Source organism: Embleya sp. NPDC056575, from assembly GCF_042793325.1.
GTDB lineage: Bacteria > Actinomycetota > Actinomycetes > Streptomycetales > Streptomycetaceae > Embleya.
In genome coordinates this window covers 21,755-42,872 of sequence record NZ_JBHTVA010000051.1, presented here as the reverse complement: position 1 = coordinate 42,872, position 21,118 = coordinate 21,755, and the positions used below count along the sequence as shown (strand labels likewise).

Annotated in this window: 17 protein-coding genes and 1 tRNA gene; 11 read left to right on the top strand and 7 right to left on the bottom strand. The window is 72.3% G+C overall.

Annotation, left to right across the window (positions count from 1 at the left end; translation table 11 throughout):
- Positions 1-35: 35 nt before the first annotated feature.
- Complete coding sequence (locus ACFRCG_RS33145; RefSeq protein ID WP_380038325.1) at positions 36-1,109, bottom strand: LacI family DNA-binding transcriptional regulator; 1,074 nt, start codon at positions 1,107-1,109, stop codon at positions 36-38.
- Positions 1,110-1,273: 164 nt separating this feature from the next.
- Here ACFRCG_RS33145 and ACFRCG_RS33140 point away from each other — a divergent pair, with 164 nt between their 5' ends.
- The 5 genes from ACFRCG_RS33140 (at position 1,274) to ACFRCG_RS33120 (ending at position 7,263) form a co-directional block, all read left to right on the top strand.
- The gene (locus tag ACFRCG_RS33140) at positions 1,274-2,446 is read left to right on the top strand and encodes a Gfo/Idh/MocA family protein (RefSeq protein ID WP_380038323.1); all 1,173 of its coding nucleotides are present in this window, start codon (positions 1,274-1,276) and stop codon (positions 2,444-2,446) included.
- Entirely contained in the window at positions 2,443-3,615 is a 1,173-nt protein-coding gene (locus ACFRCG_RS33135) for a dihydrodipicolinate synthase family protein (RefSeq protein ID WP_380038321.1), read from the top strand. The genes ACFRCG_RS33140 and ACFRCG_RS33135 overlap by 4 nt, the downstream gene beginning before the upstream one ends.
- A 74-nt stretch (positions 3,616-3,689) precedes the next feature.
- Positions 3,690-4,538: a sugar phosphate isomerase/epimerase family protein gene (locus tag ACFRCG_RS33130; protein WP_380038398.1), complete on the top strand. Its 849-nt coding sequence runs from the start codon at positions 3,690-3,692 to the stop codon at positions 4,536-4,538.
- 299 nt (positions 4,539-4,837) lie between these two features.
- Entirely contained in the window at positions 4,838-5,947 is a 1,110-nt protein-coding gene (locus ACFRCG_RS33125) for a glycerate kinase (protein WP_380038319.1), read from the top strand.
- A 158-nt stretch (positions 5,948-6,105) separates the two neighbouring features.
- Entirely contained in the window at positions 6,106-7,263 is a 1,158-nt protein-coding gene (locus tag ACFRCG_RS33120; RefSeq protein WP_380038317.1) for a methyltransferase, read from the top strand.
- Between the two features lie 112 nt (positions 7,264-7,375).
- On the opposite strand, the gene ACFRCG_RS33115 is transcribed toward ACFRCG_RS33120, so the two are convergent.
- Positions 7,376-7,951: a MarR family winged helix-turn-helix transcriptional regulator gene (locus tag ACFRCG_RS33115; RefSeq protein WP_380038315.1), complete on the bottom strand. Its 576-nt coding sequence runs from the start codon at positions 7,949-7,951 to the stop codon at positions 7,376-7,378.
- Between the two features lie 68 nt (positions 7,952-8,019).
- Between ACFRCG_RS33115 and ACFRCG_RS33110 the strand changes: the two genes are divergently transcribed.
- From ACFRCG_RS33110 to ACFRCG_RS33100, 3 genes are all read left to right on the top strand, one after another.
- Complete coding sequence (locus ACFRCG_RS33110; RefSeq protein WP_380038313.1) at positions 8,020-9,282, top strand: MFS transporter; 1,263 nt, start codon at positions 8,020-8,022, stop codon at positions 9,280-9,282.
- A gap of 83 nt (positions 9,283-9,365) precedes the next feature.
- Positions 9,366-9,437: transfer RNA gene (locus ACFRCG_RS33105), tRNA-Arg, on the top strand.
- Positions 9,438-9,439: 2 nt separating this feature from the next.
- Entirely contained in the window at positions 9,440-11,740 is a 2,301-nt protein-coding gene (locus tag ACFRCG_RS33100; RefSeq protein ID WP_380038311.1) for a hypothetical protein, read from the top strand.
- 15 nt (positions 11,741-11,755) lie between these two features.
- On the opposite strand, the gene ACFRCG_RS33095 is transcribed toward ACFRCG_RS33100, so the two are convergent.
- Positions 11,756-12,448: a TetR/AcrR family transcriptional regulator gene (locus ACFRCG_RS33095; protein ID WP_380038308.1), complete on the bottom strand. Its 693-nt coding sequence runs from the start codon at positions 12,446-12,448 to the stop codon at positions 11,756-11,758.
- 262 nt (positions 12,449-12,710) lie between these two features.
- On the opposite strand from ACFRCG_RS33095, the gene ACFRCG_RS33090 reads away from it, so the two are divergent.
- Positions 12,711-14,135 (top strand): MFS transporter, encoded by a 1,425-nt coding sequence (locus tag ACFRCG_RS33090; protein WP_380038306.1) that lies wholly within the window; start codon positions 12,711-12,713, stop codon positions 14,133-14,135.
- 18 nt (positions 14,136-14,153) lie between these two features.
- Here the strand turns inward: ACFRCG_RS33090 and ACFRCG_RS33085 are convergent, their stop codons facing one another.
- Entirely contained in the window at positions 14,154-14,822 is a 669-nt protein-coding gene (locus ACFRCG_RS33085) for a tetratricopeptide repeat protein (protein WP_380038304.1), read from the bottom strand.
- Between the two features lie 314 nt (positions 14,823-15,136).
- On the opposite strand from ACFRCG_RS33085, the gene ACFRCG_RS33080 reads away from it, so the two are divergent.
- A complete protein-coding gene (locus ACFRCG_RS33080) occupies positions 15,137-15,727 on the top strand; it encodes a hypothetical protein (protein ID WP_380038302.1) in 591 nt (196 codons plus the stop codon).
- Positions 15,728-15,751: 24 nt separating this feature from the next.
- On the opposite strand, the gene ACFRCG_RS33075 is transcribed toward ACFRCG_RS33080, so the two are convergent.
- The 3 genes from ACFRCG_RS33075 to ACFRCG_RS33065 form a co-directional block, all read right to left on the bottom strand.
- Entirely contained in the window at positions 15,752-16,807 is a 1,056-nt protein-coding gene (locus tag ACFRCG_RS33075) for a hypothetical protein (protein ID WP_380038300.1), read from the bottom strand.
- 354 nt (positions 16,808-17,161) lie between these two features.
- The gene (lpdA, locus tag ACFRCG_RS33070; RefSeq protein WP_380038298.1) at positions 17,162-18,568 is read right to left on the bottom strand and encodes a dihydrolipoyl dehydrogenase; all 1,407 of its coding nucleotides are present in this window, start codon (positions 18,566-18,568) and stop codon (positions 17,162-17,164) included.
- Between the two features lie 110 nt (positions 18,569-18,678).
- Entirely contained in the window at positions 18,679-19,365 is a 687-nt protein-coding gene (locus tag ACFRCG_RS33065) for a helix-turn-helix domain-containing protein (protein ID WP_380038296.1), read from the bottom strand.
- Between the two features lie 212 nt (positions 19,366-19,577).
- Here ACFRCG_RS33065 and ACFRCG_RS33060 point away from each other — a divergent pair, with 212 nt between their 5' ends.
- Entirely contained in the window at positions 19,578-21,011 is a 1,434-nt protein-coding gene (locus ACFRCG_RS33060) for an aminotransferase class V-fold PLP-dependent enzyme (RefSeq protein ID WP_380038293.1), read from the top strand.
- The last annotated feature ends 107 nt before the right edge of the window (positions 21,012-21,118 follow it).

Genomic DNA, 21,118 nt, shown 5'->3' with positions numbered 1-21,118 from the left:
ACGGCCAGGCACCAAGGCCGCAGCCGCGTCGTCGGTCAGGGGCCGGGGGCCGGGGCCGTGCTGGATCTGGGGATCAGTTCTGCGTCCACCTCCACCGTGCGTGGGGTGACTGTTGGGCCGGTGAGGATCATGTGCATGGCCTGGGTGCCGATGTCGGCCAACGGGAGGCGGATCGTGGTCAGGGGTGGGTTGAGGTCGGCGGCGAAGGGGACGTCGTCGAAGCCCACCACCGAGACCTGGTCCGGTACGCGCAGGCCCAGGTCCTCCCGCAGGGCGGCCAGCACACCGGCGGCCATCACGTCGTTGAGGACGACGAGCGCCGTCGGTGCGGACGGACCGGTCAGCAGGGTGTGCGCGGCGGTTCGGGCCTGCTCGCGGGTGAAGCCGCCGTCGACGACCTGACCGGGGGTCAGGGGAAGCCCCAGCGACCGGAGTTGCCGCCGGGCGCCGTCCAGGCGATCCCGGACGGTGGTCAGCGCGCGCGGGCCGGAGACGATGCCGAAGCGCCGGTGGCCGAGGTCGTACAGGTGGCGCACGGCGAGGGCGGCGCCGGCGCGGTTCGCCGGACGCACGGTGTCGGCCGCGATCCCGTGTGAGCCGACCGCGATCACGTGGCCGCCGTCGGCGCGGTAGGCGTCCGCCTCGGCGGCCAGCCGTCGGGTGAACTCGCGGTCGGCGAAGCCGCTGCCGGCCAGGACCACCGCACGGGCGCGCTGGGCACGCAGGCGGGCCAGGTAGTCGAGTTCCAGCTCGGGGTCGCGGAACGTCGCGGCGAGCATCACCAGCAGCCCGTGCTCCCGAGCCACGCCCATCGCGCCGGCCGCGATCGCCGCGAAATACGGGTCGGCGACGTCGTGCACCACCACGCCCACCACACTCGTCGTGGAACGGGCCAGCGCCTGGGCCGGGGCGTTCGAGACGTACCTCAGTTCGCGGGCGGCGTCGAGTACGCGCTTGCGCAGTTCCTCCCCCACGATCCGGGTCCCGTTGCTGCCGTGCAGGGCACGGGAGGCGGTGGCGGAGGAGACCCCGGCGCGCTCGGCCACCTGCTGGAGGGTGACGGGGCCCGGCGGGCGGGCCGCAGGCGCGTCGGAGGGCGGAGTCGGCATGGGCACAGAGTAGCGATTGGAAAGCGCATACCCAAGTGAATGCCGGGAGCGGTATGCGGGCTGTGTGCCTCCAGCCCCGCATCCCTTGACCTTGACGGCCCCGCGCTCTAGCTTACGGGAAAGCGCTTTCCCGCTCCCGTCCACCCGCCTATCGAGAGGCCCCCATGACCACCACCCAAACCCTCGGCGTCGTGATGAACGGCGTCACCGGCCGCATGGGCTACCGCCAGCACCTGGTCCGCTCGATCCTGGCCATCCGCGAGCAGGGCGGCGTGGCGCTGGCCGACGGGTCGCGGGTCGTGCTCGAGCCGGTGCTGGTCGGGCGTGACGCGGACAAGCTGCGCGCGATGGCCGATCGGCACGGCATCGCCGCCTGGACGACCAGCCTGGACACCGCGCTCGCCGACCCCGCGAACACGATCTACTTCGACGCGCAGGTGACCACGGCGCGCGAGAAGGCGATCCACGCGGCGATCGCGGCGGGCAAGCACATCTACACCGAGAAGCCGACCGCCGAGACCCTGACCGGCGCGCTGGACCTGGCCCGGGCCGCCGACGCCGCCGGGGTCAAGCACGGCGTGGTGCAGGACAAATTGTTCCTGCCCGGACTGCTCAAGCTCCGCCGGTTGATCCAGGGCGGCTTCTTCGGCCGAATCCTGTCCGTGCGCGGCGAGTTCGGCTACTGGGTGTTCGAGGGCGACTGGCAGGCCGCACAGCGGCCGAGCTGGAACTACCGGGCCGAGGACGGCGGCGGCATCGTCGTGGACATGTTCTGCCACTGGTCGTATGTCCTGGAGAACCTGTTCGGCCGGGTCGAGGCGGTCACCGCCAAGGCCGTCACGCACATCCCCACCCGCTGGGACGAGCAGGGCCGGGAATACCCCGCGACCGCCGACGACGCGGCCTACGGCATCTTCGAACTCGCGGGCGGGGTGGTCGCGCAGATCAACTCGTCCTGGGCGGTGCGGGTCAACCGGGACGAACTGGTGGAGTTCCAGGTCGACGGCACCGAGGGCAGCGCCGTCGCCGGGCTGCGTCGATGCCGCGTCCAGCACCGCTCGGCGACGCCGACTCCGGTGTGGAACCCGGACCTTCCGGTGACCGAGTCCTTCCGGGACCAGTGGCAGGAGATCCCGGACAACGCGGGCGACAGCGGCTTCGACAACGGATTCAAGGTCCAGTGGGAGGACTTCGTCCGGCACGTGGTGGACGACGCGCCGTTCGCGTTCGACTTCCTCGCGGGCGCGCGAGGCGTACAGCTGGCCGAGTGCGGCCTGCGCTCCTCGGCCGAGGGCCGTCGGATCGAGCTGCCCGTGCTCGACGGGAAGTCCGCATGACCGCCCGCCTGTTGCTGCCCACGACGACGGGCACGGTCGAGCCGTACGAACTCACCGGCGTACACCTGGGCGCGGCCCCCGGCGGCCCGGCCTTCCGCGAACGCACCGCGTACGCCGCCGCGCACGTGGTGGCCGACCCGCTCGCCGACAACACCCCGGGCCGGCCGGCGGCACCCGACTGGGACGCCACGCTCGCCTTCCGGCGCCACCTGTGGTCGCACGGCTTCGCCGTCGCCGACGCGATGGACACCGCGCAGCGCAACATGGGCCTGGACTGGGCGGCCACCGCCGAGTTGATCCGCCGCAGCGCCGCCGAGGCGGCCACGATCGGCGACCCGTACGCGCTGATCGCCTGCGGCGCGGGCACGGACCACGCCGGCGTCGGGCTGACCGTGGATCAGGTGATCGCCGCCTACACGGAACAGATCGCGGTGGTCGAGGAATCGGGCGCCAAGGTCGTGCTGATGGCGAGCCGGCAACTGGCCGCGGCGGCGCAGGGGCCGGAGGACTATCGGCGGGTGTACGACGCGCTGTTGCGGCAGGTGCGGCGGCCGGTCGTACTGCACTGGTTGGGCGAGGTGTTCGACCCGGCGCTGGCCGGCTACTGGGGCTCCGCCGATGTCGACGCGGCGACGGAGACGTTCCTGGACCTGGTGCGCGAGCACGCGGATCGGGTCGACGGGGTCAAGGTCTCGCTGCTCGACCGCGACCACGAGGTCCGGTTGCGCGCGCAACTCCCCGCCGGGGTACGGCTGTACACCGGGGACGACTTCCACTACCCGGAGCTGATCCGGGGCGACGGGCAGCACTTCAGCCACGCCCTGCTCGGCATCTTCGACGCGATCGCCCCGGTCGCGGCGGGCGCGCTGCGGGCGTTGGACGCGGGTGACACGGATCGGTACGAGGCCCTGATGGCGCCGACCGTTCCGCTGTCCCGGCATCTGTTCGCGGCGCCGACCTACCACTACAAGACCGGCATCGTCTTCCTGGCCTGGCTGACCGGCAACCAGTCCGCGTTCACGATGGTGGCGGGCGCACAATCGTCCCGCTCCGTACCGCACTTGGCCGAGGCCTTCCGACTGGCCGACGCGGCGGGCCTGTTCCCGGATCCGGAGTTGGCGGCGTCCCGGATGCGGGCGCTGCTGACGGTGGCGGGGGTGGCGTCGTGAGTGCGAACGAGGCGACGGGTTCGGAGGCGGGGGACGTGACGGCGGTGGACGTCCCGAGCGGGCGACCCGCCGGCGTGCCCACGCCCGCGGCCGGCGACGCACGGTTGGCGCGGCTCGCGCTGAACCAGTGGACGACGCGGGAGTGGTCGCTGCACGAGGCGGTCGAGGGGTGTGTGCGGGCGGGCCTGCCGGCGATCGGGCTGTGGCGGGACAAGGTCGCCGACGTGGGGCTCGCCGAGTCGGCGAAGCTCGTGCGCGAGGCCGGGCTGCGCGTCTCGTCGTTGTGCCGGGGCGGGTTCCTGACCGCGCGCGAACCGGCCGCGCGGGCCGAGGCGATCGCGGACAACCGTCGCGCGATCGAGGAGGCCGCGGCGTTGGAGGCGGCCTGTCTGGTCCTGGTCGTCGGCGGACTGCCCGCCGACGAACGGGACTTGCCAGGGGCGCGGGAGCGGGTCGCCGAGGCGCTGGCCGAACTCGCCCCGTACGCCGGGGAGCACGGGGTTCGGCTCGCGTTGGAGCCGCTGCACCCGATGTACTGCGCGGACCGCGCGGTGCTCTCCACCCTGGATCAGGCGCTGGACCTGGCCGAGCCGCATCCGGTCGAGCAGGTCGGCGTGGTCGTGGACGCGTTCCACGTGTGGTGGGACCCCTACCTCCCGGCGGCCATCCGTCGGGCCGGCACGCGGATCGCCTCGTTCCAGATCTGCGACTGGGTGCTCCCACTGCCCGCCGACGCCCTCCTCGCGCGCGGCATGATGGGCGACGGCACGATCGACTTCCGCGCGATGGCGACGATGGTCGAGGCGGCCGGCTACCGGGGCGACATCGAGGTGGAGATCTTCAACGCCGACGTCTGGTCCGCCGACCCGAACGCGGTCCTGGCCACGCTGAAACGCCGATACGTGACGGAACTCCTGGACTGAGCGCGCGAGTCGCCTCCAGCCCGGTGCTCGGGGCGGCCGGCCACCATCCGGCCGTCCCGAGCCCGGTGCCGGCTTGCCATCGCACAGGTACCGGCAAGCGCGTCCGACCGGGCGGCGTCGAATCGGCCGAACGGCGCCGGCACCGCTCCGTGCGCGGCCCGGTCGGGCTTGCGGAGGAACCGGGTCGGCGCAGCGGACGTGGGAGGGTGTCGTCCCCATGTACCTCGCCTCCCCAGGCGGGTCCGGGCCCGGCCGGCACGCGTCCGGCCGACTCTCACCGATACGAAAGTGGATCCATCATGCGCATCGTGCTTGCTCCCGACTCGTTCAAGGGGACCGTCGAGGCTTCGGTGGTGGCCGAGGTGTGGGCGGAGGGGTGGTTGCGGGGGCGGCCGGGGGACGAGGTGGTGTCGGTGCCGTTGGCGGATGGGGGTGAGGGCACGCTCGATGCGGTGGCGCGGGCCGTGCCGGGGGCCGTGCGGGTGCCGGTGGGGCCGGTGCCCGGGCCCGACGGGCGGCCCGTGGACGGCGTGTGGTTGCGGTTGCCGGACGGTACGGGCGTGGTCGAACTCGCCGCCGTGTCGGGGCTGCCGCTGATGGCCGCGCCCGATCCGGCCGGGGCGCATACCGCCGGCCTCGGCGTGGTCGTCGGCGCGGCGCTGCGGGCCGGCGTGTCCGCCCTGGTGGTCGCGGTGGGCGGTTCGGCCTCGACCGACGGCGGCACCGGCGCCCTGGCCGCGCTCGGCGCCCGCTTCCGCGACCACGACGGCCGGGAACTGCCGTACGGCGGCGGCCCCTTGGCCCGCCTCGCCGACATCGACACGAGTACGCTCGCGGCGCCTCCGCCCGGCGGCGTACAGATCCTCACCGACGTCACCAATCCCCTGCTCGGCCCGACCGGCGCGGCGGCCGTCTTCGGCCCGCAGAAGGGCGCGACCCCGGCCGACGTCGCGGCCCTGGACGCCGCCCTGGTCCGCCTGGCCGCCCTCCTCGGCGGCAGCCCGACCGCCCCCGGCGCCGGTGCGGCGGGCGGTACCGCGTACGGCTTCGCCGCCGCCTGGAACGCCTCGATCGTGCCCGGCGCCCTCCGCGTCGCCGAACTCGCGGGCCTGCCGGACGCCCTCGTCGGCGCCGACCTCGTGATCACCGGCGAGGGCCGCTTCGACGCCACCTCCGCGCAGGGCAAGGTGGTCGGCACGGTCCTGGACCTGGCCCACCACGGCGCCGGCGTCCCCGTGGCGCTGATCGCCGGCTCGATCGCCGCGCCCCTGCCTCCGGGCGTGCCGATCGCCGCCGACCTGACCGCGCTGTCCGGCTCTCCCGCCGAAGCCCGAACCAACCCCACCCACTGGCTCCGCGAGGCCGCCACCCGCCTGGCCTGCCAATTCCGCCCCACGTCCGCAACCTGACCGCCCCACAGCCGACTTCGGCGCCGCGGCGGTGACAGGCGATCTAGCCGAGCGGTCCGCCGGCCGACCCCGACCCCGGCCCGGCCCCCGGCCCCGGCCCCGCGCGAGCCGGCCGCATGGGCCGAGCAGCCGACGGGGGCGGCTAGGGTGAGGGGATAATGAATTGGTTTTCTGCGCCTTCGGGCGAGTTCGAGCTCGGCCGGTATCCCGAGGATCCCCGTGATCTGCTACGCGCCTGGGATGCCGCCGACGAGTACGTACTGCGCCACCTCGCCGGCATCGACGACGCCGAACCGACGGATCTGTCCGGCTCCGTCGTGATCGTGGGCGACCGATGGGGCGCGCTGGCGACCGCGCTGGCCGAGTCCCGGCCGGTACAGATCAGTGACTCGTTCCTCGGCCGGGAAGCCACGCGGACCAACCTGGCGCGCAACGACGCCGACCCGAAGTGGGTGCGGCTGCTCTCCACGCAGGACGCGCCGCCGGAGCGAATCGACGTACTGATCGTCCGCGTCCCGAAGAACCTGGCCCTGCTGGAGGACCAGCTGCACCGGCTCGCGCCCGGGGTGCACGCCGACACCGTGGTGGTCGGCACCGGGATGACCACCGAGATCCACACGTCCACGCTCAAGCTGTTCGAGCGGATCATCGGCCCGACCCGGACCTCGCTCGCGGTGAAGAAGGCCCGGCTGATCTTCGCCACGCCCGACCCCGCGCTGCCGCGTACCCCGAGCCCGTGGCCGCACGGCTACACGGTGCCGGACGGCCTGGGCGCGGCGTCCGGGATCGTGACCGTCAACCACGCGGGCATCTTTTGCGCCGACCGGCTCGACATCGGTACCCGCTTCCTGCTGCGCAACCTGCCGCGTCGCGTCGGCCGCGACCGGGTGGTGGACCTGGGCTGCGGCAACGGCGTGGTGGGTACGGCGGCGATGCTGGCCAATCCGCGTTCGGAGGTGTTGTTCGTCGACGAGTCGCACCAGGCGGTGGCGTCGGCGCGGGCCACCTTCGAGGCGAACCTCGGAACCGACGCGGGCGCCGAGTTCGTGGTGGGCGACGGGGTGACCGACGTGGCGCCCGAGAGTGTCGACCTGATCCTGAACAATCCGCCGTTCCATACCCACCGGGCCACCACCGAGGGCGTCTCGTGGCGGATGTTCGCCGGTTCGCGCGCGGCGCTGCGCTCCGGCGGCGAACTGTGGGTGATCGGCAATCGGCATCTGGGCTACCACGTGAAGCTGCGCCGGTTGTTCGGCAACTGCGAGATCGTGGCGAGCGACCCGAAGTTCGTCGTGCTGCGGGCCGTGAAGAAGTAGGGGTCGGGCCCGTGAGGCGGGATACCGGGCCGGAGCCACCGCCCGACCCGCCCCGGGCCTGCCCGTCCCGGACCGTGCCCCGACCCGGTCCGGGCACGGCCCCGGCTTCCGTTCAGTCCTCGTTCTCCACCCGCGACAACATCCGCTTCAGCAGCGCGTTCAGTACATCGCGATCCGCCTCGTCGAGCGGCCCGACCATCGCCCGCTCGGCCCGGTCGAGCAGTTTCATCGCGGCCGTCCAGCGCTCCCGGCCGGTGTCGGTCAGTTCCACGTCGACCCGGCGGCGGTCCTCGGTGCCCCGGATGCGGCGGATCAGGCCGGCCTTCTCCAGGGTGTCGAGCCGCCCGGTGATGCCGGCCGGCGACACCATCAGCTCGCCGGCCAGTTCGGACGGCGTGGCCCGGTAGGGCGCGCCGCGCGAGGACAGTCGGTGCAGTGTCTCGAACTCGAAGCCCTGGAGCCCCACCTCGGCGAGCACACGTTCCTTGACCTGCCGCACGTGCCTGTTCAGCATCTGGATGCGGGTGACGATGCCCTCCACCCGCTCGTCGAAGGGCGCCTTGTCGCGCCAGCGCGCGATGTGCCGGTCGACCGAGTCGTCGGTCTCGGGCGGCCCGGGCTCCGCGCGCTCGCCGCCCCGCGTCCGCCGATCCTGGTCCGATGTCCGGTCCCGACGCTCACCTTGCATCCGGTCATTATGCTATGCGGGTCATTAATTTGCTGGCGAAAGATTCGCTGACGAATTATATTGCGGTCATGACGTCCTCGACCCGACGGCTGATCCTCGGCCGCTCCTTCGCGGCCTTCGCGACCGCGCTGATCCCGACCACGCTGACCCTGGCGCTCGTACACACCGGCTCCAACGGCGATCTGGGCCTGGTCCTGGCGTGCGAGCTGATCCCGATGTTGCTGCTGCTGCCGGTGGCCGGGGTGATGGCGGACCGCTTCCCTCCGCACCGGGTGGTGCTGATCGCCGACCTGGTACGCGCCGCCGCGCAGTTGGCGATCGGCGTCGAACTGCTCTCGGCCCCGCCCCGGATCGCCGACCTGGCCGTCCTGTCCGCGCTCACCGGCGCCGCCGTCGCGTTCGGCACGTCGGCGATCCATACCCTCGTCGTGTCGGTGGTGCCCGAGCCGGAGCGGATGCGGACCAACTCCCGACTCGGCGTGGTCCAAGGCCTGGCCCAGATGGCGGCTCCCGCGGCCGCCGGCGCACTGATGCTGGCGGTCGGCGCCGGCTGGTCCTCACTGCTCACCGGGCTGCTGTTCGTCGGATCGGCCGCCACGTTCGGCGGCCTGCGTCCCGAGCGGGTCGTACGTCGGGCCGAACCAGGGCCGTTCCTGGATGAGTTGCGGGCCGGGTGGGAGGAGACCAAGCGCCACCCCTGGTTCCTGGCGAGCGTGATCACGCACGGCGTCTGGCACCTGGCGGCGGGCTTTCTGCTCACCCTCGGGCCGATCATCGCCGTGGACCGGCTCGGCGGCGACCGGGCCTGGGTGATCATCGCCCAAGTCGGCACCGTGGGACTGCTGTTCGGCGTGTGGGTCTCCTCCCGCCTGCCGATTCGCCGTCCCCTGGTGGCCACCACGTTCGGCGCCGCGCTCTACGCCGTCCCGCTCACCACCCTGGCCCTGCACGCCCCGATGCCGGTCGTCGCGACCGGCTACTTCGTCGCCATGCTCGGCCTCGGCATCCTCAGCCCGCTGTGGGAGACCACGATGCAGCGCCGAATCCCGGCGGAGGCGCTGGGCCGGGTGGGCTCGTTCGACACACTGATCTCCTTCGCGGCCCGGCCGCTCGGCCTGGCCGTGGCCGCTCCGGTCGCGGCGGCGATCGGCAGTACCACGCCGCTGCTGGTGGCCGCCGTGCTCGTATTGGCCTCGAATCTGGCGCTGTTGCTGCTGCCGGACATTCGGATGACCACGAATGCGGCGGAGGACGCGGCCAAAGAGGCCGCGACGGACGCGCCCGTCGCGGCGGAGCTCGCGGCCGAGTCCGGCCCCGCCAGGCAGGCTTGACGCACCCGAGGCGGACCAAACCCCGCCGTAAATGCGATTGTTCCGTCCCCGGGTCCGCCTCTAGCCTGAGCCCGCAACGACGACGGCGTGTAGCTCAGCAGTAGAGCACCGGGCTTCGGACCCGGAGGGCGCGGGGGCGGAACCCGCCATGCCGGCTATGAACGACAACGAAGAGCAGCGACAGGGCCCCACACCCGAGAACGCCGACGGTACCTACATCGGCGGGCAACTGGCCCAGGCCCTCCGCACGGCCGCGACCCACGAGGACGCGGACACCCGCCGCCGTGCCGAACTCCGGCTCGGGCGTTGGCGCCAAGTGATGCACGGTCTGCGCGACGGGTCGTTGCGGATCGGCTCGCGCACGCCCGTCGCGGGGTTCCCGGCCTGGGTGACGCCCGAGGTGGTCCGCGGCGGATTCGCCACCGGGGCGGCGAGTGCCGGCGGCCCGCTGTTGCCGCACGAGGTCGAGCTCGCGCGCCGCGCGGGCGTACCGGCCGATCGGCGCGCCCTGTTCGAGTATCACCTGAGCGATGCGGGCCTGGCCGAACTCACCACGATGCTCGACGGCGGCCACTACGAGGTGACCGTGCCGGAGGAGGCCGCGCTGCTCGCGGTGGCCTGGCTGGCCCGAGCGGGCGAGCGGGCCGCGGCGCTCGAACTCCTGGAGACGATCGCGCCGTTCGCGGACCGCCTGCGCTTCGCGCCGCGCCCGACGTCCGCCCCCGCGCCCGACCCCTCGACGGCGTACCGGCGTACGGTCGGCGAGGCCCGCGCCGAGGTGGCTCGGCGCCCGCCGAAGCGCGCGATCGAGGCGATGCGCGAGGCCCTTGCCGTCTGGAACCCCTTCACGGACGAGCTGCTCGTGCTCTGGCTCGAGGTCACCGACGTCGACACCGGCCATGTCCTCACCCGCGACCCGGACCCGGATTGGCGACTGCGCGGACGCGAACTGCTGGACCGGTACCAGGTATTGGCGGCCGAGCATCGCCTGTGCGGCAAACACCGCGACCCGAAGCAGAATCAGAGCATCCTGCGCACGGCCCTGGCGGATGTCCTCGCCGGACGCCCGCTCGACGCGCGCCGGCTCGGACTGGTCCGGCACACGATCCGCTCGATGGTGGGTCGGCGCGGTGTCCCCGGATCCGCCGAGCACACCCGACTGCGCGGGCGGCAGGCGGACGATGCGAAGCGGCCGACGCACCACGAGTCGGCCCGCGTGGTGGTGCGGCGGTTGGGCGACCTTCCGCAGGATGCCGGGACGACCGACACCGGCGCGCTGCTCGGGCCGGTCACGACGGCCGAGCAGGAGGCGACCGGTGTGCCGGCGCACGCGGAGATCCCGGTGGCCATCCGGCGGTTGGTCGAGCGGGCGCTGAGTGCGCCGATCGGGACGCTGATCGAACGCGGCATCGTGCCGTCGGCCGAGGTACTGGCCGAGCTGGTACCGCAGTTGGTCGCCTCGACGACGGCACAGGCATACCCCGAGGCGTCGTTGCGGGCGCTGATGAGCGCGCACCATCGGGCGTTCGGCAACCGTCGCTCGTTGTTGCTGGTGAATCTGCGGCACCAGGTCAGGGCCGAGGAACTGCCGTGGGTGGCCGCCGTGTCCGGTCGGCGCGAGCACGGCATCGAGGCCCGGGAGCAGGCCCGCACGGTGTCGACCCGCCTCGGCAAGCTGGCCCTGACCGGCTTCCCGGCGACGATCCTGCCCAATCCGATGATCGCCCAGCTGTCCGCGCTCACCGCCGGTGCGGGGGTGCGGGTGCCGTGGGTGGAGGAGTTGGCGGCGGACATCTTCATGGGCCGGTTCTCCCGGAAGTTCCTGGGTGCCGCGGTGCTGGCCGGCGGGATCCTGGAAGGGTCGTTGTACGAGCGGTACTTCGACATCGACTACGCCGCGATGGCCGAATGGGTGAACGGGGACCCGGACTGGCGTGCCTACTCCGACGCGTCGCTCGCCCGGTTCGGCGAGATGTGCCGATCTCGGGGCGGGGTCGGGGCGGGGTGGTCCGTGGCCTCGAACGGCGTGGTGCTCGAGCATGCGCAGATCCTGACCACGCACAACCTGGCGGCACTCGCCGGACCGGTCGGGGTCGAGCCGAACTGGGCCGACCTGGCCCGGCGTTCGTTCACCGCGGTGTGCCGGTTGACGGCGCGCACGCAGGGCAACCCGCGGCCGCTGGGCATGGTGAAGGACGCGGCGTACGCGTGGCGGCAGATGGTGTTCCACCTGTCGCTGTGCGGCGAGGCGGAGCGGGCCGAGGTGGAGTCCTGGTCGGACGACGAGGCCGCCCGGTATCCCGACCACGTGGGCCGCCGGCTGGCACCGGCGGTGTTCGGGCTGCGCGCGGTCGCCACCGGCGCACGCTTCAACGCTCGGGGCACGCTCGACAACGGCGCGGGCCGACGGCTGGTGGGGTGGACGACGAGCCGGCATTGGTTGTTGGAGTCGCGGTAGGGGCGTGGCCGGTTCCTACAGGTCCGGCCATCCTCGGCGCAGGTGGGTGAACACGACGTCCAGCGCCCGGCGGGGGTCGGGTTCCCCGCCGGCCAGGTCGGGGGTCTCCAACACGTAGCGGGCCAGGACGCGCAGCGACAGGTCGTCGGGGTCGCGGCCGGTCTCCTCGGCGATCACCCGGGCCAGGGCCGCCTCGCAGCCGATCCACAACGATCTGGCGTACGCGCGCAACGCCGGGGTGGCCACCACGAGTTCGGCCCGACGGCGGAACTCGGGATCCGGGTCGGGACGGAACGGCCCCCGCCGGGTCAGGAACGTGTGCAGGGCGGTCAGGATCGAGCTGTCTTCGGGGCGTTCGCGGACCGCCGCGATCAGGGCCGCCTCGCGCTCGTCGCCGTCGTTCAGGATCAACGCTTCCTTGCCGCCGGGGAAGTGTGCGAAGAGCGTGGTGACGGCGGTGTCCGCGGCCTCGGCGATCTCGGCGACCGTCACCTCGGTGAAGCCGCGCTCCAGGAACAGGCGTAGCGCGGCGTCGGAGAGGGCCTTGCGGGTGGCGGCCTTCTTGCGTTCGCGGCGGCCGAGGGGTTCGGAGGGGGCGGGCATCGCGGCGGCGGCCGGTGTCTCCGACGCGGGTCGGGGTTTCGCCGCGGGTTGCCGGCGGCGGCCCGCGGGAGGCTGCGCGGGTGTCCGCGGCCGACTGTCAGTCATGGGGCGATCCTAACAAAGTCACAGGTATTACGGATCCGTAGTGATGGTGTACTCGTAGTGTTGAGGATTTCATCATGATTATGAATCCGTAGTGATTGCGGTTTTGTAGTGAGTGTGGTCCCCTGGGAGGGCACTCGCCCGGGCCCGCCCGCTCGCCTTGCTCGCTTGTCGCCGTACGCACCGTGTACGCCGAGCCCGTGCGGCGCCCGCCCGGCCCACCCCCGCTCACGGCCCTCATGCCGACCTGCCTCCGGAGTCCGCCATGTCCGTCCTCACCGAATCCGCCCCGACGCCGGCGCAGGTGTCACCCTCACGAACCGTCCTGTGGCTGATCCTCGGCCTCGTCCTGGTGGCCGACGCCCTGGACATGATCGACTCGACGGTGACCAACATCGCCGCGCCCACGATCGTGGACGACGTAGGCGGCGGCGAGACGCTGATCAAGTGGCTCGGCGCGGCGTACGCGCTGGCCATGGGCGTACTGCTGGTGGTCGGCGGTCGCCTGGGCGACAAGTTCGGTCAGCGTCGACTGTTCCTGATCGGCATGATCGGCTTCACGGCGGCCTCGGCCGGCTGCGGACTGGCGCCGGATCCGGTGCTGCTCGTGGTCGCCCGCGTGGTCCAGGGCGCCTTCGGAGCACTGCTCCTCCCGCAGGGCATGGCGATCATGACCAGGACGTTTCCGCGCGAGATGTTGGCCAAGGCGTTCAACCTGTTCGGCCCGCTGCTCGGCCTGGCCACCGTCGGCGGGCCGGTCCTGGCCGGGTTCGTCATCGACGCCGATGTGGCCGGGCTGTCCTGGCGGCCGATCTTCCTGGTCAACCTGATCCTGGGCGGTGTCGGCATCATCGCCGCGCTGCGCCTGCTCCCGCACGACGACGGGGACCGCTCGCTCACCGTGGACGGGCCCGGCGCCGGCTACCTGGGCGTGACCATGTTCGGCCTGATGTTCGGCCTCATCGAGGGCTCCGCCAACGGCTGGGACGCCCTGCCCGTCGGCTCCCTCGCGGTCGGCCTGGTCGCGCTGGCCCTGTTCGCGCGGCGCCAGCGAATCGCCGCGAACCCGCTGATCAAGCCGTCACTGTTGAGCAATCGCGGCTTCACGGCCGGTCTGATCGTCGGCCTGCTGTTCTTCGCCGTCACCAGCGGATCGACGTATGTCGTCTCGCTCTTCATGCAGCAGGCCCTGAACGCCGGCCCCCGCGACGCGGCCCTCGGCCTGCTGCCGCTGACCATCGGGATCATCATCGCCGCCGGCGCGTGCATGGCCCTCACCCGGCGACTCGGCCGCACACTCATCCTGATCGGCATGCTGATCACCCTGGTCGGCACCGGATGGCTGCTCGCCCTCGTCGTCGCGCACGGTACCGATCTGAGCCTGTGGGCCCTGGCCCCGGCGGTGCTGGTCACCGGCCTCGGGATGGGTACGTGCTTCGGCACCATCTTCGACATCGCCCTCGGCGACATCGCGCCCGACGAGGCGGGCAGCGCCGGCGGGGCGCTCACCGCGATCCAACAATTGGCCGCCGGCATCGGTTCGGCGACCGTGACCACGATCTACTTCCACGCCGGCGCCCCCGCGCACGCGATGACGGTCAGCCTGGTCACGGTGCTCGTGGTCACCGTGGTATGCCTGCCGGCCGTACTGCTGCTGCCCCGCAACGCGCCTGCGGAACAGGCGAGTTGACGGCCGCGCGTGGCGGTGTCAGGCGGGCGGGACGGCCTCGGTCAGGGCGGTGCGGGCCTCCTCGATCGAGGCGGTGACGCCCTTCGCGTCGGCCGCCTCGGCGAGGCCGTTCGCCTCCTCGATCAGCGCGAGCGCGTCGTCGCGGCGGTTTTGGCCTGCGGCGATGTAGGCAAGGCCGACCAGGTTGGCCGCGACCCCGGCGGGGAAGTCGAGTTCGCGGCGCAGCCGGGTCGACCACTCCAACCGCTCTCGCGCCTGATCGAGCCGGCCGGCCCGGTGCTCGGCGATGCCCAGGTGCCGGAGCGCGTACGACATCGTCCGCCGGTCGTCGGCTCCCGTGGCCAACTCCAGGGAACGTTCGAGGGCCGGCACCGCCGCGGCGTCGTCATCGCGGATCACCTGGTGCAGCACGCCGATCCAGAACAACGCCTCGCCCTCGCCGCGTTCGTCGCCCAGATTCCGGTACAGCTCCGCGGCACGTTCGAACAGGGCCGACTCGCGCGGATCCTCCCCGTCCGACCGGCGCTCGAGAAAGCGGGCGTGCAGGATGCGACCTCGAGACAGGGCCAAGTCGGCCTCGACGGCGTCGAGTTCCCGATCGGCGGCGGGCAACGCGGCGGCGTCGGCGCCGAATACCGACCGCTCGTAGAGCAACCTCGCCCGCTCGAAACGTTCGTCGACGCTCATCAAGTGCCCCCAGGCGTGCGCGGATCGGAAGCCGCGAGTCTAGTAGCGGGCGCGGCCCGGGGGCGCGATCTCGCGTCGGATGGCGCCGGGACGCCCCTTGGTTCGTGGCGCATCCCGCCCCCGGCCGACCCTTCCGAGGATGCGACCCAGGTCGGGGGCGGCCATCCGCCATCATCCTCCGGTCGCGCGAATTCGTGCGCCACGAAGCGCACTCGGCTCAGTCCGGCGAACGATCCGCGGGGGCGCCGCCTGCTGCGATCTTGGTCGGCGAGCGAGTCGACCCAAGTCGGCCCACCGAACACGGGACCTCCCACATGCAGCCGCCGCACCACACCGAAATCCGAGACGGAACCCCGTCCACCTCCACCACCGCCCACCCGGGCCAACTTCGCGCCGCGTGGCACGCCGCCCACGAGCCCGTGCCCGGTGTGTCCCGCCGCGTACAACTCATCGCCTACGCCGTCCCGTTCCCCGTGCTACCGGCCGGCCTCTGGCGACTCGCGGCGGTCTTCGACAACGACATCGGCATCGGCGAGCGGTGCTACATCGTCTTCCTGTCCGCCTTCTCCGAGGCCGTCGCCTTCACCGCGATCGGCCTGATCGCCCGCTGGGGCGAGGTCTTCCCGCGTCGGATCCCCATCCTCGGCGGCCGTCGAGTGTCCCCGAAGCCGGTCACGATCGTCGCCGCGCTCGGCGCCACGTTCCTGACCCTCCTGTGGACGGTCCTGACCCTGGCCACCGAAATCATGGGCACCACCATCCGCGGCGACGAACTGCCCGACGACTTCCCGGGCCGGGCGGGCGGCTGGGAAGCCACCTCCTACTACATCTGCTACGCCCCGTTGATCCTGTGGGGCCCACTACTCGCGATCCTCACCATCGCCTACCACAACCGCCGAAAGTAACCCGAACACGAGCGGCGGTAGATGTCAGTCGGCGTCCGGCCAGGCGCGGGCGGGGCCGATCTTGGCCATGTACGCCTCGGTCTCGCCCCGGGTCAGCACCGCGTCCAGGGTGAGGTCGCCGGGCAGGGCCGGGTAGAACCGGCCGGCGTTCCAAGTGCGGCCGTACGTCGGCGGATCCAGCACCAACAGGCGCTCGCCGTCGACGAGCGGGATGTCCGCCGGGCAGCCCTCGTTCCAGATCCACGAGCCGTCCGCCGCGCACAGGTTGAACGCGCCGGTCGTCTGCGGTTCCCCATCGGGCACGGCGTCCCGGGACGCGGCCACCGCCTCGGCCGACGGTGCCTCACCGGCAATGTGGCCGCCTCCGACGAGGAGGTGCGCCAAAAGCGTGTGCAGTTGGAAGTTGTCACCGATCCGGGTCACCCGCATCCGGTATCCCGTCCCGGAGGGACGGTGCAGAACGACCAAGGGCTCGTCGTCGAACATCTTGAGCAGGTAGCGCAGGCACTTGAGGTCCGCGTCCCCGCGCGCGGCCTCCTCGACCAGCGCGACCAACGTCCCGTCGGCCTGCGCCGCCCGGCGTATCCCGGCGTGGAGGAGCACCGCGACACCGGCCATCTCCCACAGCGGCAACTGCATCCACGCGGACACCGCGCCGAATTTCCGCCCGTCCATGCCGCCGACCGCCGCGATCCGCTCCACCACCTCACCGAGCACCAGGTGGTCGCGTTCCGGCAGTTCGCCCCCGACCGTCTCCTCCCACAACGCCGGAAACGCCATCACATCACGCATGGCCTCACCCACCCCGGCGAGGATCGGCCCCGAACAGACCTCCGGGTCGGCCCCGTGCTCCACACAGGCCCCGACCATCACGGCAAGAATCCCCTCGGCCCCCATCGGAATCCGCGGCAACAGCGCCGCCATCCGCGGCCCCGCCTCCACACAACTCGCCGGCTTCGCCCCTTGCAACGCCCCGCTCAACGCGTGAAATGCCGCATTGAGCAACGCTTCGTCCTGCTCTCCCAAGGCCCGCTCAAGCTGGTCGACCGCCTTGGACAAAGCACGCTCACGAAAGATCATGCGCGCAACATAGCCACCCCCACTGCCACTTCCCTCGCGGCAACCGATACCCGCGGCCGCCATCGCCCGCACAGCCGCGAATGAACCCCACCCGGCGGGTGATGCCTTGGCGCACGCGCCGCGGGGGCACCGGAGCGTGGTCGTGGACCAACGGTTTCGTGAGGCTTTGGCGCCGCCGCCCCGGTCGGATCGGAGGGCGCGGGGGAGGCCGTCGATCGCGCCTTCGCGGGCACGATCGACGGCCGGGGTCGATCCCGGAGGGATCCCGGACTGGTCCGGATCGCCGTCACGGAGCCTTCATCGGGTGGCTCCGGCTCCGGGGTCCTGCGGGGCGAGCCCCGAAGGTCCGCCTCGTCACATGTTGATCATGTGGCCGGCGAGGCCGTGGATGGCTTCCTTGACGGCTTCGCCGAGGGTTGGGTGGGCGTGGACGTTGCGGGCCACCTCGTGGACGGTGAGGTCCCACTGTTGGGCCAGGGTGAGTTCGGGGAGGAGTTCGGTGACCTCGGGGCCGATCAGGTGGGCGCCCAGGAGTTCGCCGTGGGTGCCGTCGCTGATCACCTTGACGAAGCCGACCGGGTCGCCCAGGCCGTGCGCCTTGCCGTTGGCCGTGAACGGGAACTTGGCGACCTGTACGTCGAAGCCCTTCTCCCGCGCCTGCGCCTCCGTCCAGCCGAAGCTGGCGATCTGCGGCTGGCAGTAGGTGGCGCGCGGGATCATCGGGAAGTCGAGTTCCATCGTCTCGGCGCCCGCGATCGTCTCGGCGGCGATCACCGCCATCGACTCGGCCGCGTGCGCGAGCATCAGCTTCGCGGTGACGTCGCCGATCGCGTAGATGTGCGGGACGTTGGTCCGGCCGCGGCCGTCCACGTCGATCGCGCCGCGCTCGGTGAGGGCGACGCCGGTGTTCTCCAGGCCGTATCCGCTCACGCGCGGCGCGAAGCCGATCGCCTGCAGGACCTTGTCCGCCTCCAGGACCTGCTGCTGCCCGTCGCGGGTCACGGTGACCCGGACCTTGGTGTTCGGGTCGCTGTCGTCGATCGACTCGACCCGCGTGGAGGTCAGGATCTCGATGCCCAACCGCCGGTAGCGCTTGGCGAGTTCGGTGGAGACCTCGACGTCCTCGAGCGGCACGACCCGGTCGAGGAACTCGACGATGGTCACCTTCACGCCGTAGTTGTGCAGAACGTACGCGAACTCCACGCCGATCGCTCCGGCGCCCGCGATGATGATGCTCTCCGGCAGTCGGTCGGTGAGGATCTGCTCCTCGTAGGTGACCACACGCTCGCTGAGCGAGGTGCCCGGCAGCAGCCGGGTGGTGGCGCCGGCCGCGATGATGCAGTGGTCGAAGGTGACGGTCTGGACGCCGCCCGCGGTGAGCGACACGTCCAGGGTGTGCGTGTCGACGAACGTGCCGAGCCCGTCGAACTCGGTGATGCCGTTCTTCTTCATCAGGTAGTGCACGCCGTTGACCCGGCCGTCGGCGACCTTGCGGCTGCGCTTGAACGCGGCCTCGTAGTCGAACGTGACCGAGCCCTCGACACGGATCCCGAAGGTCTTGGCCTCCTGCGTGAAGATGTGCGCCAGCTCCGCGTTGCGCAGCAGCGCCTTGGACGGGATGCAGCCGACGTTGAGGCAGACACCTCCCCAGTACTTCTGCTCGACGACCGCGACGCGCAGTCCGAGCTGCGCGCTGCGAACCGCCGCGGTGTATCCGCCGGGACCGGCACCCAGGACGACGACGTCAAAGTGATTGCTCATGATCCATACGATATGCGGCCGGCGTCGGGCCCGGGACCGCCGGGGCGCCCTCGCGGGCACGTGGTCCGGACGCCCCGGCGGACGCCGCCGCACCCGCCCCGCCGCGCCCGCTACGCCTCCCCCGCCGGCGGTCGCACCCGCCGCCCCGTCATGCGCTCGGCGCGGATCCGGATGCACACGTCGCGCCGCCCGGCCGGCCACGGGCCCTCGTCCGCGCCCGGCACGTCGGCGGGGTCGTCGTCGGGCTCCGCCGTGCCCCGGATCAGGACGCTCCAGCCGATCCGCGCCGCGTCGACGATGTCGTCCACCTCGAACAGCACCGGGCCCGCGACGCGGGCCAGGGACGAGTCGGCGGCGGTACAGAACACCACGTCGCGGCCGAGCAGCACGTAGTTGACCGGCAGCACGAACGGATCCGGCGCGTCCAGCGCGGCCACCCGGCCGACCAGTTGCAGGGCGACCCGGGCCAGGCACTCCTCCTCCGTCATCACCACCAGCTCCCGCTCCGGGGCCGCCTCCCGACCCTCCGGCGCGGGCACGATCCGGTGTGTGAAGGCCGCCGACGATGGGGCCAGCAGGTCGTCGACGGTGGTTTCGAGCGCGTCGGCGAGCCGGGACAGGGCCGGCGCCGACGGCGCGGTCGAACCGGACTCGACGGAGTGCACCCACCCGCCGGGCAGCCCCGTACGGCGGGCGATGTCCGGTACGGACAAACCGAGTTCGCGTCGCCGGGCGGCCACCCGCCCGGGCAACGCGTCGGTGGATGGACGGACGGTACCCGCAGTCTCCTCGCTCATCACCCCAGCCCACACCCACGACCCGGTTCGACCGGGCATTGCGCCGATCGGCGGCGCGCCCCCGCGGGATGCCGCCGAACACCGCGCGTCGATCCCTACAGACTTCCCGCACCCGCCGCGCTACCGTGCCCGAACCCCCGGTCGAAGCGCGTGGGAACACCGCCGGATCGGGTCGTGATCGGTCGCATCGAGGCAACGATCGGGAGGCACGAATGGGCACATTCGCGGACGGGCGGCCGGCGGCCGAGGTCCTGGCGGAGTTGAGCACGCTGCACGCCGGGGACGAGCCCGGGCGCGGGCGGCCCGGGGTGGCCAATACCTTCGACTCCGGTTCGGCCGCGGTCGAGGACGTCGCGGTCCGCGCGTTCGAGCTGTATCTGCACGTCAACGGCCTGTACCCGACGTCCTTCCCGAGTGTGGCCACACTGGAGCACGAGGTCGTGGCGATCGTCGGCGAGCAGCTGCACGCCCCGCCGGGCGCCGCCGGGAGCTGGACAAGCGGCGGCACCGAGAGTTGCCTGCTCGCGGCGAAGGCGGCCCGGGACGCGCGCCCCGACGTGGCACGCCCACGCGTCGTCTTCGCCCGGTCGGCGCACGCGGCCTGGGCCAAGGCGGCCGGATACTTCGGCCTCGACCCCGTCATCGTGGACATCGACCCCGTCACGATGACCGCCGACGTCGCCGCGATCGAGCGGGCGATCGACGTCGACACCGTCCTGGTGGTCGCCTCGGCGCCGTCCTACGGCCACGGCGTCGTCGACCCCATACCCGAGATCGCCGCGATCTGCGCCCGGCGCGGCGTGCGCTGCCACGTGGACGCGTGCATCGGCGGCTGGGTGCTGCCGTTCGCCGAACAGCTCGGACACCGTGTCCAACCCTGGGACTTCCGCGTCCCCGGCGTGGACTCGATCTCGGTGGACCTGCACAAGTACGGCTACACGCCCAAGGGTTGCTCGATCCTGCTGTACCGCACCGCGGCGCTGCGCCGGACCCAGTACTTCGTCGGGTCCGACTGGACCGGCTATCCGGTGGTCAATCCGACCATGCAGAGTTCGAAGTCGGGTGGACTGATCGCCGCCGCGTGGGCGGTGCTGCACCACCTCGGGCTGGACGGATACCGGGAGTTGGTCACCCGCACACTGGCCGCCACCCGTGAACTGGTGGACGGCGTCGGCCAGATCCCGCAACTGCGCGTCCTGGGCAGCCCCACCGCCAGTCTGGTCGCGGTGACCACGAACGGCGTCGACTTCTTCGCCTTCCTGGACGAACTGGAGCGCCTGGGTTGGGCCGTGCAGCCGCAACTGTCGCAGCCGAACGTACCGCCGACGATCCATCTGACCATGACCGCGACCCACGGCCCCCACGTCCCGGATCTGCTCCACGCGCTTCGCACCGCCGCCCGCACCGCGGCCGACCGCGAACCGCTGCCCACCGCCGAGCAGTTGCGTGCGGTCGACCGGCTCACCGCGCTCGCCGCCGCCGACGGCGGGGTATCGCCCGACGCGCTGACCGAACTCATGGTCGAGACGGGCCTGTTGACCGACGGCCGACTCGCCCCGGTACACGCGCTCCTGGACCACCTGCCGCCCGCTCTGCGCGAGGCCGTGTTACTCGCCTTCTTCGAGGGCCTCAACCCGCCCCTGTAGGCCCGGCCCGACACGCGCCCCGGCACCCTCGCGGTGCCCCGCCGCCATGCCCGGCCGAACCGCCGCCGGCCTGGTCCCCACGGCGAATCGCCATGCTTCGCCACCCG

Bases quoted from the DNA above. Each gene is read 5' to 3' on its own strand.
- lpdA (WP_380038298.1), bottom strand. From the start codon at position 18,568: ATGAGCAATCACTTTGACGTCGTCGTCCTGGGTGCCGGTCCCGGCGGA.
- ACFRCG_RS33100 (WP_380038311.1), top strand. From the start codon at position 9,440: ATGAACGACAACGAAGAGCAGCGACAGGGCCCCACACCCGAGAACGCC.
- ACFRCG_RS33080 (WP_380038302.1), top strand. From the start codon at position 15,137: ATGCAGCCGCCGCACCACACCGAAATCCGAGACGGAACCCCGTCCACC.
- ACFRCG_RS33095 (WP_380038308.1), bottom strand. From the start codon at position 12,448: ATGACTGACAGTCGGCCGCGGACACCCGCGCAGCCTCCCGCGGGCCGC.
- ACFRCG_RS33060 (WP_380038293.1), top strand. From the start codon at position 19,578: ATGGGCACATTCGCGGACGGGCGGCCGGCGGCCGAGGTCCTGGCGGAG.
- ACFRCG_RS33085 (WP_380038304.1), bottom strand. From the start codon at position 14,822: ATGAGCGTCGACGAACGTTTCGAGCGGGCGAGGTTGCTCTACGAGCGG.
- ACFRCG_RS33125 (WP_380038319.1), top strand. From the start codon at position 4,838: ATGCGCATCGTGCTTGCTCCCGACTCGTTCAAGGGGACCGTCGAGGCT.
- ACFRCG_RS33075 (WP_380038300.1), bottom strand. From the start codon at position 16,807: ATGATCTTTCGTGAGCGTGCTTTGTCCAAGGCGGTCGACCAGCTTGAG.
- ACFRCG_RS33120 (WP_380038317.1), top strand. From the start codon at position 6,106: ATGAATTGGTTTTCTGCGCCTTCGGGCGAGTTCGAGCTCGGCCGGTAT.
- ACFRCG_RS33140 (WP_380038323.1), top strand. From the start codon at position 1,274: ATGACCACCACCCAAACCCTCGGCGTCGTGATGAACGGCGTCACCGGC.
- ACFRCG_RS33065 (WP_380038296.1), bottom strand. From the start codon at position 19,365: ATGAGCGAGGAGACTGCGGGTACCGTCCGTCCATCCACCGACGCGTTG.
- ACFRCG_RS33135 (WP_380038321.1), top strand. From the start codon at position 2,443: ATGACCGCCCGCCTGTTGCTGCCCACGACGACGGGCACGGTCGAGCCG.
- ACFRCG_RS33110 (WP_380038313.1), top strand. From the start codon at position 8,020: ATGACGTCCTCGACCCGACGGCTGATCCTCGGCCGCTCCTTCGCGGCC.
- ACFRCG_RS33090 (WP_380038306.1), top strand. From the start codon at position 12,711: ATGTCCGTCCTCACCGAATCCGCCCCGACGCCGGCGCAGGTGTCACCC.
- ACFRCG_RS33145 (WP_380038325.1), bottom strand. From the start codon at position 1,109: ATGCCGACTCCGCCCTCCGACGCGCCTGCGGCCCGCCCGCCGGGCCCC.
- ACFRCG_RS33115 (WP_380038315.1), bottom strand. From the start codon at position 7,951: ATGCAAGGTGAGCGTCGGGACCGGACATCGGACCAGGATCGGCGGACG.